At 69.8% G+C, this 15059-nt stretch carries 12 protein-coding genes and 1 pseudogene; all 13 read left to right on the top strand.

Annotated features, from left to right (window positions below; all coding sequences use genetic code 11):
* Positions 1–94 precede the first annotated feature (94 nt).
* The 13 genes and pseudogenes from cysD to AC3ERS_RS21210 all read left to right on the top strand — a co-directional run bounded on the left by cysD (position 95) and on the right by AC3ERS_RS21210 (position 15053).
* Positions 95–1027, top strand: a complete 933-nt coding sequence (gene cysD, locus AC3ERS_RS21270) for a sulfate adenylyltransferase subunit CysD (RefSeq protein ID WP_431969797.1) — start codon at positions 95–97, stop codon at positions 1025–1027.
* The gene (gene cysC / locus AC3ERS_RS21265; protein ID WP_431969796.1) at positions 1027–2862 is read left to right on the top strand and encodes an adenylyl-sulfate kinase; all 1836 of its coding nucleotides are present in this window, start codon (positions 1027–1029) and stop codon (positions 2860–2862) included. The genes cysD and cysC overlap by 1 nt, the downstream gene beginning before the upstream one ends.
* An 8-nt stretch (positions 2863–2870) precedes the next feature.
* A pseudogene (locus tag AC3ERS_RS21260) lies at positions 2871–3605 on the top strand (3'(2'),5'-bisphosphate nucleotidase CysQ); the annotation flags it as partial.
* A 119-nt stretch (positions 3606–3724) separates the two neighbouring features.
* Positions 3725–5521: an acyl-CoA dehydrogenase gene (locus AC3ERS_RS21255; protein WP_431969804.1), complete on the top strand. Its 1797-nt coding sequence runs from the start codon at positions 3725–3727 to the stop codon at positions 5519–5521.
* Positions 5522–5743: 222 nt separating this feature from the next.
* The gene (locus AC3ERS_RS21250; RefSeq protein WP_431969795.1) at positions 5744–6499 is read left to right on the top strand and encodes a GntR family transcriptional regulator; all 756 of its coding nucleotides are present in this window, start codon (positions 5744–5746) and stop codon (positions 6497–6499) included.
* A complete protein-coding gene (locus AC3ERS_RS21245) occupies positions 6500–6727 on the top strand; it encodes a 4Fe-4S dicluster domain-containing protein (protein WP_068054481.1) in 228 nt (75 codons plus the stop codon). It begins immediately after the preceding gene.
* A gap of 12 nt (positions 6728–6739) precedes the next feature.
* The gene (locus AC3ERS_RS21240; protein ID WP_431969794.1) at positions 6740–8167 is read left to right on the top strand and encodes an ABC transporter substrate-binding protein; all 1428 of its coding nucleotides are present in this window, start codon (positions 6740–6742) and stop codon (positions 8165–8167) included.
* A 73-nt stretch (positions 8168–8240) separates the two neighbouring features.
* A complete protein-coding gene (locus tag AC3ERS_RS21235; RefSeq protein WP_431969793.1) occupies positions 8241–9080 on the top strand; it encodes an ABC transporter permease in 840 nt (279 codons plus the stop codon).
* Positions 9077–9841 carry an ABC transporter ATP-binding protein gene (locus AC3ERS_RS21230; protein ID WP_431969792.1) on the top strand — a complete coding sequence of 255 codons (765 nt, stop codon included), beginning with the start codon at positions 9077–9079 and terminating at the stop codon, positions 9839–9841. Before AC3ERS_RS21235 ends, AC3ERS_RS21230 begins: the two co-directional genes overlap by 4 nt.
* Entirely contained in the window at positions 9838–12522 is a 2685-nt protein-coding gene (locus AC3ERS_RS21225; protein WP_431969791.1) for a fumarate reductase/succinate dehydrogenase flavoprotein subunit, read from the top strand. Before AC3ERS_RS21230 ends, AC3ERS_RS21225 begins: the two co-directional genes overlap by 4 nt.
* Before the next feature lie 205 nt (positions 12523–12727).
* Positions 12728–13222 carry a phosphoribosyltransferase gene (locus AC3ERS_RS21220; protein ID WP_431969790.1) on the top strand — a complete coding sequence of 165 codons (495 nt, stop codon included), beginning with the start codon at positions 12728–12730 and terminating at the stop codon, positions 13220–13222.
* A gap of 113 nt (positions 13223–13335) precedes the next feature.
* A complete protein-coding gene (locus AC3ERS_RS21215) occupies positions 13336–14022 on the top strand; it encodes a HEAT repeat domain-containing protein (RefSeq protein ID WP_431969803.1) in 687 nt (228 codons plus the stop codon).
* Positions 14016–15053, top strand: coding sequence for a HEAT repeat domain-containing protein (locus tag AC3ERS_RS21210; RefSeq protein WP_431969789.1), 1038 nt, complete (start codon positions 14016–14018; stop codon positions 15051–15053). The genes AC3ERS_RS21215 and AC3ERS_RS21210 overlap by 7 nt, the downstream gene beginning before the upstream one ends.
* Positions 15054–15059: the final 6 nt, after the last annotated feature.

Genomic DNA, 15059 nt, shown 5'->3' with positions numbered 1-15059 from the left:
CCCCCCCCCCCCCCCCCCCCCCCCCCCCCCCCCCCCCCCCCCCCCCGCGGCCGACCCGTTGACCACAGACCGAAACGTGTTCTAGTTTTGGGGCGTGAGCCAGTACGCAAAGTCGACGGCAAGCACCTACGAGCTGCCTCATTTGGACGCGCTCGAGGCCGAGTCGGCGCACATATTCCGTGAAGTGGCAGCCACCTTCGAACGTCCGGTGCTGCTGTTCTCCGGCGGCAAGGATTCGGTGGTGATGCTGCACCTGGCGGCCAAGGCCTTCTGGCCCGCGCCGCTGCCGTTCCCGGTGCTGCACATCGACACCGGGCACAACTTCGACGAGGTCATCGAGTTCCGTGACCGCACCGTCGAGCGCCTCGGGCTGCGACTGATCGTCGGCAGCGTGCAGGACGACATCGACGCGGGCCGGGTCGTGGAGGACGCCGGCCCGCGCGCTTCGCGCAATCGGCTACAGACCAGCACGCTGCTGCGCAGCATCCGGGAGGGCGGCTTCGACGCGGTCTTCGGCGGCGCCCGCCGCGACGAGGAGAAGGCCCGCGCCAAGGAGCGGGTCTTCAGCTTCCGCGACGAATACGGGCAGTGGGACCCGCGCGCCCAGCGCCCCGAACTGTGGAATCTGTACAACGGCAGGCACCGCCCCGGCGAGCACATCCGGGTCTTCCCGCTCTCCAACTGGACCGAACTGGATATCTGGAGCTACATCGTGGCCGAGGAGATCGAGCTTCCCCCGCTGTACTACGCGCATCGCCGCCCCGTCGTGCAGCGCGACGGAATGCTGTTGGCGCACACCAGGTTCCTGCGGTTGCTCGACGGCGAACGGCCCTACGAGGCGACCGTGCGCTTCCGCACCGTCGGCGACGCGACCTGCACCGGATGCGTGGATTCCACCGCCGCCACCCCCGCCGAGGTGGTCGCCGAGGTCGCCGCCGCCCGCGTCACCGAACGCGGCGCCACCCGTGCCGACGACCGCATCTCCGAGGCGGGCATGGAAGATCGCAAACGAGAAGGGTACTTCTGATGGCCACCACCCTGCTGCGCCTCGCCACCGCGGGCAGCGTCGACGACGGCAAGTCGACCCTGATCGGCCGTCTGCTCTACGACTCCAAGACGATCTTCACCGATCAGCTCGCCGCCGTGGAGCGCACCAGCCGCGACCGCGGCGACGACTACCCGGATCTCGCGCTGCTCACCGACGGACTGCGCGCGGAGCGTGAGCAGGGCATCACCATCGACGTGGCGCACCGGTATTTCGCCACGCCGCGGCGCAAGTTCATCATCGCCGACACCCCGGGGCACATCCAGTACACCCGCAACATGGTGACCGGCGCGTCCACCGCCGACGTCGCGCTCATCCTGGTCGACGCGCGCAAGGGCGTGGTGGAGCAGACCCGCCGCCATGCCTTCCTCGCCAGCCTGCTCGGCATTCCGCACCTGGTGCTGTGCGTCAACAAGATGGATCTGGTCGGCTGGTCCCAGCAGCGGTTCACCGAGATCCGCGAGGAGTTCGCCGGATTCGCCACCAAGCTCGAGGTCGCCGATCTGTCCTTCATCCCGGTCTCGGCGCTCCAGGGCGACAACATCGTGCACCACGGCGCCAGCATGCCCTGGTACGAGGGCACGCCCCTGCTGCACCACTTGGAGGAGCTGCACATCGCCTCCGACCGCAACCTGATCGACGCGCGCTTCCCCGTGCAGTACGTGACCCGCAGGCACGGGCAGGATTTCCGCGGTTACGCGGGCACCGTGGCGGGCGGGGTGTTCAAGCCGGGCGACGAAGTGGCTGTGCTGCCTTCGGGTTTCACCACCACGGTGGCCGCGATCTGGGGGCCCGGCGGCATCCCGGTGGCCGAAGCCTTTCCGCCGCAGGCGATCACGATGCAGCTCGCCGACGAGATCGACATCTCGCGCGGCGACCTGATCTGCCGTCCGGCCAACCGCCCGCAAGTGGGCCGCGACATCGACGCCATGGTGTGTTGGTTCGCCGAGGACTCCGCGCTGACACCGGGCGCCACGTACACGGTGCGCCACACCACCCGCGCCGCGACCGCGGAGGTCCGCAGCCTCGACTACCGGCTCGACGTGAACACCCTGCATCGCGACGAACACGCGGAATCGTTGTCGCTCAACGAGATCGGGCGCATCCAGCTGCGCACCCGTCAGCCGCTGCTTTTCGACCCCTACCGCCGCAATCGTTCGACCGGCAGCTTCGTCCTGGTCGACGAGGCGACGAACAACACCGTCGCCGCGGGCATGATCACCGGCCCGACGCTGCCCTCGGTTCGGGTGGTCTGGCACTCGACCGCGGTCGGTCGCGAGGAGCGCGCCACCCGCGGCGCGACGGTCTGGCTCACGGGCCTGTCCGGTTCCGGGAAGTCCACGGTCGCCGTCGAAGTGGAGCGGCGGCTGGTGGCGTCGGGGCGTCCCGCGTTCCTGCTGGACGGCGACAACCTGCGCCACGGCTTGAACGCCGATCTCGGTTTCTCCGCCGAGGACCGGGCCGAGAACATCCGCCGCGTCGGTGAGGTGGCCCGGTTGTTCGCCGAAGCCGGTGTGGTGGCGGTCGTTTCGCTGATCAGCCCGTACCGCGCCGACCGCGAGCGGGTGCGCGCCGCGCACGAAGCGGCCGGACTCCCGTTCGTCGAGGTGTTCGTCGACACGCCGCTGGAGATCTGCGAGGCGCGCGATCCGAAGGGCATGTACGCCAAGGCCAGGGCGGGTGAGATCCGCGGCTTCACCGGCATCGACGATCCGTACGAAACGCCCGCCGCACCGGATCTGGCGCTGCGCCCCGCCGACGGCGACCCGGCCGCCATGGCCGCGACCATTCTGACCCTGCTGGACACCCTGGATTGATTCATACCATGCTCACCGATGCCCGCCTGGCCGCCGACCTGGCCGAACGCGCCGGAACCCTGCTGCGCGCCCTGCGCGACGAGGTATCCCCCGGCGGCCCGCCGCCACCCGATCTCGGGGCGCGCGGCGACACGCTGTCCAATGACTTCCTGCTCGCCGAGCTCGCCGCGGCCCGGCCGGGGGACGCGGTGCTCTCCGAGGAATCCGCGGACGACCCGGCCCGACTCACCGCCGACCGGGTATGGATCATCGATCCGCTCGACGGCACCCGCGAGTACGCCATGCCAGGCCGCTCGGACTGGGCCGTGCACGTCGCGCTGTGGGAGCGCGGCCGCGGCATCACCGCCGCGGCCGTGGCGCAGCCGGCGCTGGGCCGGGTGCACGTCAGCGACGCGCCGTGCCCCGCCGCCGACCCCGGGAAGCCGCGACTCCTGGTGAGCGACTCGCGGCCGCCCGTCTGGGCGCGCGACGTCGCCGACGCTGTCGGCGCGCGATTGGTGCCGATGGGCTCGGCGGGCGCCAAGGCGATGGCGGTGGTGCGCGGCGAGGCCGACGGCTACCTGCACGCGGGCGGACAATACGAGTGGGATTCGGCCGCGCCCGTCGGCGTCGCGCTGGCGGCCGGCCTGCACGCCTCCCGGGTGGACGGCAGCCCGCTGGAGTACAACCGTCCGCACCCCTACCTACCCGACCTGCTGATCTGCCGGACGGCGTGGCGAACACCGCTGCTCGAGGCGGTCGCGGCCGCCTCGAGCCGATCGCGGTAGCCGACCCCTCACCTTTCGCGACACATCGGTAGTAACGTATCAAATACCCGGGGCCGAGACGGCGCTCCGGAAGTGATGTTCGCGAGAGGATGACCGTGCGCTCGAACCTGATCTCCCGTAGGGATCTCGACTTCCTGCTGTACGAATGGCTGCGGGTCGAGGACTTGGCCGCGTTCCCCCGTTTCGCGGAGCATTCCAGGGAGACCTTCGACGGCTTCCTCGATCTCTGCGAAGACATCGCCACCCGGCATTTCGCGCCGCACAACAAGCGCAACGACAGCAACGAGCCGACCTTCGACGGCGAGCGGGTGACGATCATCCCCGAGGTGAAGGCGGCCGTCGAGGCGTTCACCAAGGCGAACCTGGTCGGGGCGGGCATGGACGAGGGGATCGGCGGCCTGCAACTGCCCGCCACCGTGGAGGCCGCCGGGTTCAGCTGGTTCCAGGCCGCCAACGTCGGTACCTCCGGCTACCTGTTCCTGACCATCGGCAACGCCAATCTCCTCGCCGAGCACGGGACTCAGGACCAGATCGACCGTTTCGTCCGGCCCATGGTCGAGGGCAGGTTCACCGGAACCATGTGCCTGTCGGAGCCGCAGGCCGGGTCGTCGCTGGCCGACATCGTCACCCGCGCCGAACCGCAGGCCGACGGCACCTATCGTCTGTTCGGCTCGAAGATGTGGATCTCCGGCGGCGATCACGAGCTCACCGAGAACATCGTGCACCTGGTGCTGGCCAAGATCCCCGGCGGTCCGGCGGGCACCAAGGGCATCTCGCTGTTCGTCGTCCCGAAGTTCCTGGTGGGCGCGGACGGCACGCTCGGCGAGCGCAACGACGTGGTGCTGGCGGGCCTCAACCACAAGATGGGCTACCGCGGCACGACCAACACGGTGCTCAACTTCGGCGAAGGCAGGCACACCCCGGACGGCGCGCCCGGCGCGGTGGGCTACCTGGTCGGCGAACCGCATCGCGGCCTTTCCTACATGTTCCACATGATGAACGAGGCGCGGCTCGGCGTCGGCCTCGGCGCCACCGCGCTGGGATACACCGGCTACCTCAAGTCCGTGGAGTACGCCAGGCAGCGGCACCAGGGCCGCGCGGTGACCACCAAAGACGCCGCCGCGCCACAGGTCCCGATCGTCGAGCACGCCGACGTGCGGCGAATGCTGTTGGCGCAGAAGGCCTATGTCGAAGGCGCGCTGGCCCTGCTGCTCTACTGCAACCGGCTGGTCGACCTGCGCCGCACCGCCGCCGACGAGCAGGCCGCCCGCGAACACACACTGCTGCTGGAGATCCTGACCGGCGTCGCCAAGAGCTGGCCCTCGCAGTGGTGCCTGGAGGCGAACAGCCTCGCCATCCAGGTGCACGGCGGCTACGGCTACACCCGCGAGTACGACGTGGAACAGCACTACCGCGACAACCGCCTCAACCCGATCCACGAGGGCACGCACGGCATCCAGGGCCTGGATCTGCTGGGCCGCAAGGTGATCCAGCACGAGGGCGCCTCGCTGCGACTGCTCGGTGCGCGGATCGCGGCGACCGTCGAAGCGGCCACCGCACAGGGCGGCGACGCGGAGGAATTCGCGGTGGAGCTCGACTCGGCCTGGCAGCGCCTGCTGCTCGTCACCGCAGGCATGTTCGCGGCGGGCGATCCGGCCGCCGCGATGGCGAACTCGTCCATCTACCTGGAGGCGTTCGGTCACATCGTGGTCGCGTGGATCTGGCTGGAGCAGATGGTGGCCGCCGCCGACCACGAGGGCGACTTCTACGAGGGCAAGCGCGCCGCGGCACGCTACTTCTTCCGTTACGAGCTGCCCAAGACCGGGCCGCAGCTCGACCTGCTCGCCGCCATGGACCGCACCACGCTCGAGATGCGCGACGACTGGTTCTGAGCACGATCGGCATCGATCATTCGAATCTGCGTGATCGAAACCCGAGCCCGGGAAACAGGGTGGCGCAATAGCCGTTAGCCACCCTGTTTCCCCAGGTCGGCGCCGGTTACCACTGGCGAAGAAACATCCCTTGATTCGCACGGCGCGCGAGCTGGATTTCCCGCGCCCATTCCCCGTCTATCGTCGCTGTTCGTGCAGGTCAGCGAAAGAGAGGCGGAACAGATGGGTGCGGAACCGGCCCCCGTGCGGCAGCTGCGCGCCGATCAGGCGCGCCGGGTTGCCGACGTGCTGCGCCACCAGATCCACGCGGGCGCGTTCGACGAGATCTTGCCGACCGAACAGCAGCTGGTCGCCGAGCACTCCGCCTCGCGCAACACCGTGCGCGAGGCGCTGGCCCTGCTCAAGGACGAGGGCCTGATCGACCGCGCGCCCAAGGTCGGCACCCGGGTGGCGACCCGCAAATACGACCACGGCCTCGACGCGCTGCTCGGGCTCCAGGAAACCCTCAAGGGCCACGGCACCGTTCGCAACGAGGTGCGCACCGCGCAGCACATCACCGCGCCGCCCGCGGTGGCCCGCAGGCTCGGGCTCGAACCCGGGCAGCGAGTCGTCTACCTGGAGCGGCTGCGCTATCTGGCGGACCTGCCGCTGAGCCTCGACCTGACCTATCTGGTCCCCGACATCGGCGCCGAGGTGCTCGCCAACGACCTCGAGAACACCGACATCTTCGTGCTGCTGGAGAAGATCAGCGGCCGCTCCCTCGGCCGCGCCGATCTGGCGCTGGAGGCGATCGCCGCCGACCCGCACACCGCATCCACTCTCGACACCCCCGACGGCGCCCCGCTGCTGATGCTCGAGCGACTGACCCGTCTCGACGACGGCAGACCGGTCGACCTCGAGTACATCCGCATGCGCGGCGATCGAATCACCATGCGCGGCAGCCTGTCCCGCGGCGCACCCGAATGGAAGGTCCTGTAGATGGCACTCGCGAATCAGCGCGCCGACATCCCGGTCACGATCGATGAATCGCTGTGCATCCAGGGCTGCACGCTGTGCGTGGAGATCTGCCCCCTCGACTCCCTGGCCATCAATCCCGACAACGGGAAGGCCTACATGCACGTGGACGAGTGCTGGTACTGCGGACCGTGCGCGGCCCGCTGCCCCACCGGCGCGGTCACCGTCAACATGCCCTATCTGCTCCGCTGATCTGGAAGTCTCATGAAAGCACGTCTCGTTCCCGTCCTGCTCGCCGCCGCACTTGCCGTCGCGGGCTGCTCGCTCGAAAGCTCCGACGAAGCCCCCGCGGGCACGGTCGAGGTCGTCGTCGGCTACCAGTCCAAGACCATCAACACCGTCACCGCGGGCACGCTGCTGCGCGCCCAGGGGTATCTGGAGCAGCGGTTGCGCCAGATCACCGACAACGGCGGCGCCGAGTACCAGGTGGAGTGGCAGGACTACGACACCGGCGCACCGATCACCGCGCAGATGGTGGCCGAGAAGATCGATATCGGCTCGATGGGCGACTATCCGTTGCTGATCAACGGGTCTCGCACGCAGGCCAACGAGCGGGCGAAGACCGCGCTGGTCTCGGTCACCGGGTACAACCCCAAGGGCGCGCTCAACATGGTTGTGGTGCCGAACGATTCGACCGCGAGCGGGATCACCGACCTGGCCGGCCAGAAGATCTCGGCCAGCGTCGGCTCGGCGGGCCACGGCACGCTCGTGCAGGCCCTGTCGCGGGCGGGCATCGACCCGGCCAAGGGCGTCGAGGTGCTCAACCAGCAGCCGCAGGTCGGCGCGACCACGCTGGAGTCGCACCAGGTGGGCGCGCTGTCCCAGTTCGTCGCCTGGCCCGGCCTGCTCGTCTTCCAGAACAAGGCCAAGCTGCTCTACGACGGCGCCGAGCTGAACGTGCCCACCTTCCACGGCGTCGTCGCGCGCCGCTCCTACACCGCCGACCATCCCGAGGTGCTGCAAGCCTTCCTCGCCGCGCAACTCGACGCGACGAAGTTCCTCACCGAGCGCCCCTTCGAGGCCGCCAAGATCGTCGCGGACGGTTCCGGCCTGCCGCAGGAAGTGGTGTACCTCTACAACGGCCCCGGCGGCACCCGTTTCGACACGACGCTCAAGCCGAGCCTGATCTCGGCGCTGAAAGGCGATGTGCCGTACCTGAAGTCGATCGGCGACTTCGCCGACCTGGACATCGACCGCTTCGTCGACGACGCGGCGCTGCGCAAGGCCTTCGCCGAAACCGGGCAGGGCGACTACGACCGGGCGCTGGCCGCCACCGCCAACCCGAGCTCGATCACCGGCGCCGACCCGGTCTGCGGCATCGCGGTCAGCGATCCGGCGCTGGCCGGTGAGGTGTGGGTGGACGGCGCCGACCGCCCGCAGCCCGCGGCCGACCCCACCTGCCTGCTGCGCGCCGTGCAGGCCGCCAAGGCCCAGGGCAAGGTGATCCGCGCGGTCTACGTGCCCGACGCCGAACTCGGCACCCGCTGGTTCGCCGACAAGGCGGTGTGGCTGCGCGACGGCGCGAAGTACCTGCCGTTCACCACGCAGGCCGCCGCGCAGCGCTACCGGCAGAACCACCCCGCCGCCACGTCGGTCTCCTACGACCAGGCGGTCACGGAAGTACGCGGATGAGCGAACGAAGTGAGCGAGTCATGTGCCAGCGCGCCTCGCGCATGCCGGTGCCGAGCGCCAGCGAGGCGCAGGCATGAGCGCCGTGGCCGTCGCGGGCGACGCGGTCACCGAGCCGGAGACCGCAAAGGGCCGAACCACTTCCGAGTGGCGGTCACGGGCCGTCCGGATCGTCTCGGTGCTCGCGGCCGTCGGGCTCTGGCAGCTGCTCACCGTCAACGACGTGCGAGCCGGACTGCGCTTCGACTCGCTGCCGACGGTGACCGAGATCGTGGCGGAGTTCGGCGAGCATCTCGGCAAGGACCAGTACTACCTGGACATCGCGCAGTCGCTGATCCGCATCGTCACCGGCTTCGGGCTGGCCGCGGTGGTCGGCGTGCTCGCGGGCATCGGGCTCGGCCGCTCCCGGTTGCTCGCCGACGTCTTCGGCCCGCTCACCGAGCTGGTCCGCCCGATCCCCGCCATCGCGCTGGTGCCTGTCGCGATCCTGCTGTTCCCCAGCGACGAATCCGGCATCGTCTTCATCACCTTCACCGCGTCGCTGTTCCCGGTCCTGGTGAGCACCAGGCACGCGGTGCGTGCGCTGCCGACCATCTGGGAGGACGCGGTGCGCACGCTCGGCGCGTCGCGCCGAGATGTGCTGGTGCGCGTGGTGTTTCCCGGCATCCTGCCCGGCGTGTTCAGCGGGCTGTCGGTCGGAGTTGGCGTGGCCTGGATCTGCCTCATCTCCGCGGAGATGATCTCCGGGCGGCTCGGCGTCGGCTACCGCACCTGGCAGGCCTACACCATCGTCGACTATCCAGCGGTCTTCGTCGGCATGATCACCATCGGCGTGCTCGGCTTCGCCACCTCCGGGCTGGTCGAGCTGGCCGGTCGCCGGATCACCCGCTGGCTGCCCAGGGAGGTTGCGGAATGACCACCACCACAACGGCGCCCGCCGCACCCGTCACTTCGGGGATGCGGCTGACCCTGGACGGCGTGCGGATCGCCTACGGCGCACGCACCGTCGTCGACGGCCTCGACCTGGACATCGCCGCGGGCGAAATCCTCGTCGTGGTCGGCAAATCCGGCTGCGGCAAGTCCACCCTGCTGCGCGCCATCGCCGGTCTGCGCAGCCCCGACGCCGGGGTGGTGCGCGCCGACGGCGCCACGGTCACCGGACCGTCGGCCGATCGCGCGCTGGTGTTCCAGGACGACGCGCTGCTGCCATGGCGCACCGCGCGCCAGAACATCGAACTGGCGCTGCATCTGCGCGGCACACCGCGCGCCGAACGCAAGTCCGTCGCGCGACGCTGGGTCGCCGAGGTCGGTCTCACCGGCTACGCCGACTACCTGCCGCGCGACCTGTCCGGCGGCATGCGGCAGCGAGTCCAATTGGCGCGCAGCCTCGCCGGAGCGCCGCGGGCCGTGCTGATGGACGAGCCGTTCGGCGCGCTGGACACCCAGACCAGGGCCACCATGCAGCGGTTGCTGATCGACACCTGGCGCGCCCACCCCACCACCATCGTCTTCGTCACCCACGACCTCGACGAGGCCCTGCTGCTCGGCGATCGCATCGCCGTGCTCGGCAGGCACGACGAACACTCCGCCGCCCTGCGCGCCGTCGTCGAGGTGCCCGCACCGCGACAGCCGGTCGACCGGCAGGCGGTGCGGGACGAGATCCTGGAGAAACTGTGAACATTCCCGAGCTATCCGAACGGATCCGGCTCGACTGCGATGTCCTGGTCATCGGCGGCGGCACCGCGGGCACCATGGCCGCGCTCACCGCCGCCGAACACGGCGCGAACGTGCTGCTGCTGGAGAAGGCCCACGTGCGCCACTCCGGTGCGCTGGCCATGGGCATGGACGGCGTCAACAACGCGGTCATCCCCGGCAAGGCGACACCGGAGGACTACGTCGCCGAAATCACCAGGGCCAACGACGGAATCGTCGACCAGCGCACCGTCTATCAGACCGCGACGCGCGGCTTCGCGATGGTGCAGCGGCTGGAGCGCTACGGCGTGAAGTTCGAGAAGGACGAGTACGGCGAGTACGCGGTGCGCCGGGTGCACCGCTCCGGGTCGTACGTGCTGCCGATGCCGGAGGGCAAGGACGTCAAGAAGGCGCTGTATCGCGTGCTGCGCCAGCGCTCGATGCGGGAGAAGATCCGGATCGAGAACCGGCTCATGCCCGTTCGGGTGCTCACCGAGAACGGTCGCGCGGTCGGCGCCGCCGCGTTGCACACGCGTACCGGCGAATTCGTGGCGGTCGGCGCGAAAGCGGTGATCCTAGCCACCGGACCTTGCGGACGACTCGGGCTACCCGCCAGCGGCTACCTGTACGGCACCTACGAGAACCCGACCAACGCGGGCGACGGCTACGCGATGGCCTATCACGCCGGTGCGGAACTCTCCGGCATCGAGTGCTTCCAGATCAACCCGCTCATCAAGGATTACAACGGTCCCGCCTGCGCCTACGTCGCCAATCCGTTCGGCGGCTATCAGGTCAACGCCGAAGGCGAGCGGTTCGTCGACTCCGACTACTGGTCGGGCCAGATGATGGCGGAGGTCAAGCGCGAGATCGAATCCGCGCGCGGCCCCATCTATCTGAAGGTGTCGCACCTGCCCGACGAGACGCTGTCCACGCTCGAAGGCATCCTGCACACCACCGAACGCCCGACCCGCGGCACCTTCCACGCCAACCGCGGCCACGACTACCGCACCCACGACATCGAGATGCACATCTCCGAGATCGGTTTGTGCAGTGGCCATTCCGCCTCGGGCGTGTGGGTGGACGAACACGCGCGCACCACCGTGCCCGGCCTGTACGCCGCGGGCGATCTGGCCTGCGTGCCGCACAACTACATGATCGGCGCGTTCGTCTACGGCGATCTCGCGGGCGCGCACGCCGCCTCCACCCTCGCCGATCTCGAAGCGCCGCAGGACCTTCCCGAGGACCAGCTGTCCGAAGCGCACGAACTCGTCTACCGGCCGCTGCGCCAATCGGACGGGCCGCCGCAGCCCCAGGTCGAATACAAGCTGCGCCGCTTCGTGAACGACTATGTGGCGCCGCCGAAGACGGCCACCAAGCTGTCCATCGCGGTGGAGACGTTCGAGCGGATGCGCACCGAGGTCGACGGCATCGGCGCGCGCACCCCGCACGAGCTGATGCGCGCGGTGGAGGTCTCGTTCATCCGCGATTGCGCCGAGATGGCGGCGCGCAGCTCGCTGACCCGCACCGAATCCCGGTGGGGCCTCTACCACGAGCGCGCCGATCTGCCCGAACGCGACGACAATGCCTGGCGCTATCACCTGAATCTGCGCAAGGACGCGGACGGGGCGATGGAGTTCCTCAAGCGTCCGGTCGCGCCGTATCTCGTGCCGGTGCCCGGACTGGACGACGTGCCGTCGACGGACCCCACCATCGTGGCGGTCGAACAGCCGCGGCTGCGCTCGGGCCGACCTCCGCAGCGCGACGACACGGTGGTCGTCACCGAAGCCGCGGCGCCCGCCGCTCCCCCGTCACCGCGACTCGTCACCCTGCTCGCCTTGGATTCGCCTACGGTGCGGGATCTTTCGAGCTATCTCGTGGATGCCGACGCCGGTGTGCGTGGCGCGGCGATCTCGGTGCTCACCGAGCACACGCCGGACGGTTTCGCGTCCGCGCTCGCGAACGCGCTGGGCGACGCCGCCGCGTCGGTGCGGCGGGTGGCCGCCGAAAGCCTGCGGGAGCTGGTGGAAGTGCTGCCGGACGCGACAGGGCTGCCCGAACACCTCGACTCCGCCGACCCGCTCGTCCGCGCCACCGTCATCGATGTGCTGCGTGCCCTGCGCGCGGGCAGCGCGGCGCAATTCGGTGCGGCGCTGGCCGATCCGGACCACCGGGTGCGCATCGAAGCGGTGCGCGCGCTGGTCTCGCTCGACGACCGCGCCGGGGTCGCCGCGTTGGCGGACGATCCGAACCGAGAGGTGCGGATCGCGGTCTCCAACGGTCTCGCGGCCATCGGCGAGGGCGGGGTGGAGGTCGTGCGGACCCTGTCCGCCGACCGCGACCCGCTGGTCCGCGCGGCCGCACTCACCGCGTTCGCCGCGCTCGGCGCCGGACCGGACGACGGCGCGAATCTGTCCGGTGCACTGCGTGATTCGGCCTGGCAGGTGCGGGTCGGCGCAGCCCGCGGCCTCGCGGGGGCCGCGCCCGAGCCGGCGATCCCCGTGCTCGCCGAGGCGTTGCTCGACCCGCACCTGGACGTCCGCAAGGCCGCGGTGCTCTCGCTCAGCACCTGGCGCACGGACGCATCGGCTCGCGAGGCGCTGAAGCGCGCGATCGACGACACCGACGCGGACGTGCGCGCCTACGCCCGGCGGGCGGTCGACGCGTGATCGCGCACTGTACCCATTGGTCGGGGGTCGCCTCGCCTCGCCTGGGCGCGGCGAACGCAGCCCGCCCTCCGCTCCGCACTCGGCCCTGCGGCGTCCAGCGCGGAACCGCAGGGCGGGCGCGGGCTCCGGCCGCGCCCGTTCCGCCGCCGCGCCGGATAACCATCCGTATGCTCGGAAACCACATTCGAGCGAGAGGAAAGGTCCGATGGCGGATCGGGAAGTGCTGTCCTGGGAGCAGTTCGGCGTCGTGGGACGGGAGCTGGCGACCGAGATCGCGGCCGACGGCTTCCATCCCGACCTGATTCTGTCCATCGCCCGCGGCGGCCTGTTCGTCGCGGGCGCCCTCGGCTACGCGCTGGATGTGAAGAACCTGCACGTGATGAACGTCGAGTTCTATACCGGCGTCGATCAGCGCCTCGACATGCCGGCCATGCTGCCTCCGGTCCCCAAGTCCGTCGACCTCGAGGGCGCGACGGTGCTCGTCGCCGACGATGTCGCCGATACCGGCGCAACGCTGAAGCTGGTCCGCGACTTCTGTTCCGCGCACGTCGCCGAGGTGCGCTGCGCGGTGATCTACCAGAAGCCGCGCTCCGAGGTGGCGTGCGAGTACGTCTGGCGACACACCGACAGGTGGATCAACTTCCCGTGGTCCACCGAGCCGCCCGTGGTGCAGCGGGCCGCGCGCGTACTGGACGCGTAGCCGAACCCGGTGCTCGGGCCGGGCCACGAATGCGATGGTGGACGATGCCCACGGCGGTCACGCCCGTGGACTTGACCTTGTCACTGTGTGAAGGCCTTGACTGGCTGTCGGAGGTGGTTTCCATCAACTCGACACACAGGAATACACAGGACAGGCGACTGCTCGACGCGTTGGCGGCCGGTAACTCGTCGACTCGGCTCGAGGCGGCTCTGGCGGCCGGCACGAATCCCGAGCCCGGTTTCGTCGATGCGCTGATAGAACGGTGCGCGATCGAGCCGGACTTCTTCGTGCGCGACATGCTCACATGGGCGCTTACCCGTCTTCCTTCGGAGATCACGGTTCCGAAGCTGCGCGCGGAGCTCCGTTCCGAGCACGCTCAGGCTCGCAGCCAAGCGTTGCACACGCTGTCCAAGATCGGGGACCCGAGTGTGTGGCCGGCGATCACGCGTTCGTTGCTGCGCGATGCCGACGACGACGTCGCGCGGAGTGCATGGCGCGCTGCCGCGGTTCTCGTGCCCGACGGAGCGAAGGAAGGGCTGGCCGCCGAACTGGCCAGGCAATTCGGGCGCGGCGACCGGGAGGTACGGCTGAGTTTGAGCCGTGCGCTCGTCGCGCTCGGCGATGTGAGCGAGCCGCTCCTTCGGACGGCGATGGCAAGTCACGACCCGATGGTGCGGGCGCATGCGCGCGCCACGGAGCGGCTCCTGCGCGACCCGGATGCCGGATTCGACCTCGCCGTCGATCAGGCGAGACGGGTCGTCGCGCTCGGTCCGGACCGGGAGGAGACAAGCGCGTGCTGATCGGTGAGGTGGCGCGCCGCTCGGGGGTGAGCGCCAGGATGCTCAGGCACTACGACTCCCTCGGGCTGGTACGGCCGACCGGACGAACCGTGGGTGGCTACCGGGAATACGCCCCCGAGGACATCCGGCGGATCTTCCACGTGGAGGGGTTGCGTTCCCTGGGGCTGTCCCTGAGCCAGATCGGGCGCGCTCTCGATGATGCCGAATTCACCCCGGCCGCACTGGTCGGCGACCTCATCCGAAAGACCGAGGAACGACTGCACCGGGAGCAAGAGCTCCTCGAGCGGCTCCGGACGGTCGATGCGGCCGAGCCCTTCGACTGGCAACACGTCCTGCGTATCATCGAGCTCCTGCACGGACTCGGTTCGCAAAGCGCCGCCCGGCGGCAGCAGGCCGTCCTGGCCCCGGCCGAGGATGTCTCGATGCCTGCCGAGCTGCTGGCCGAGGCGCTCCTCACCGAATCCGATCCAAACGTTGCCGGGGCCCTGCGGTGGGCCCTCGCACGGGCCGGCGGTGACGGTGCAGCGCGAGTGGCATCCGGAATGAGGTCAGACGACGTCGACGTCCGGAGGCGCGCGGTCTTGGCGCTGGCCGAGATACCGGGCGACGAGGCGACCGCGGTGCTCACGGACGCGCTCGGGGACGCGGACGCGACGGTCCGCAGACACGCTGCTCTCGCACTGGGTGCGCGTGGCGTGACCCAGGCTGTGCCGGAACTTGTCGGCACGGTGGTCGAGGGCCCGAATGATATCGAGGCGGCCGAGCTTCTGGGAACGTTGGCGTGCGACGAGACGTGGGCAGACCGGATCATGACTGCGCTGATCGACGAGCTGACCGCACATACAGCGGACTCGGCAGTGCGGATACGACTGACCCAGGCACTCGCCGAGATGCCTGGGACCATCGCGCTGGATACCCTGCGGCAACTGGCCCGCGACGATGATCGGGCCGTGGCCCTCCTCGCCTCTGCCCTCGTGGAAACGCTCGAAATACGGCCGGACGACGAACTGGGCAACCCTAGGAAAACGTAGGCGCGA

The organism is Nocardia sp. bgisy134, from assembly GCF_057708325.1.
The sequence above is the reverse complement of the archived record's forward strand: the minus strand, read 5'-3'. Positions and strand labels throughout refer to the sequence as shown.

Excerpts from the sequence above, each read along its gene's own strand:
- cysC (WP_431969796.1), top strand. The coding sequence starts at position 1,027 with ATGGCCACCACCCTGCTGCGCCTCGCCACCGCGGGCAGCGTCGACGAC.
- AC3ERS_RS21250 (WP_431969795.1), top strand. The coding sequence starts at position 5,744 with ATGGGTGCGGAACCGGCCCCCGTGCGGCAGCTGCGCGCCGATCAGGCG.
- AC3ERS_RS21245 (WP_068054481.1), top strand. The coding sequence starts at position 6,500 with ATGGCACTCGCGAATCAGCGCGCCGACATCCCGGTCACGATCGATGAA.
- AC3ERS_RS21240 (WP_431969794.1), top strand. The coding sequence starts at position 6,740 with ATGAAAGCACGTCTCGTTCCCGTCCTGCTCGCCGCCGCACTTGCCGTC.
- AC3ERS_RS21235 (WP_431969793.1), top strand. The coding sequence starts at position 8,241 with ATGAGCGCCGTGGCCGTCGCGGGCGACGCGGTCACCGAGCCGGAGACC.
- AC3ERS_RS21230 (WP_431969792.1), top strand. The coding sequence starts at position 9,077 with ATGACCACCACCACAACGGCGCCCGCCGCACCCGTCACTTCGGGGATG.
- AC3ERS_RS21220 (WP_431969790.1), top strand. The coding sequence starts at position 12,728 with ATGGCGGATCGGGAAGTGCTGTCCTGGGAGCAGTTCGGCGTCGTGGGA.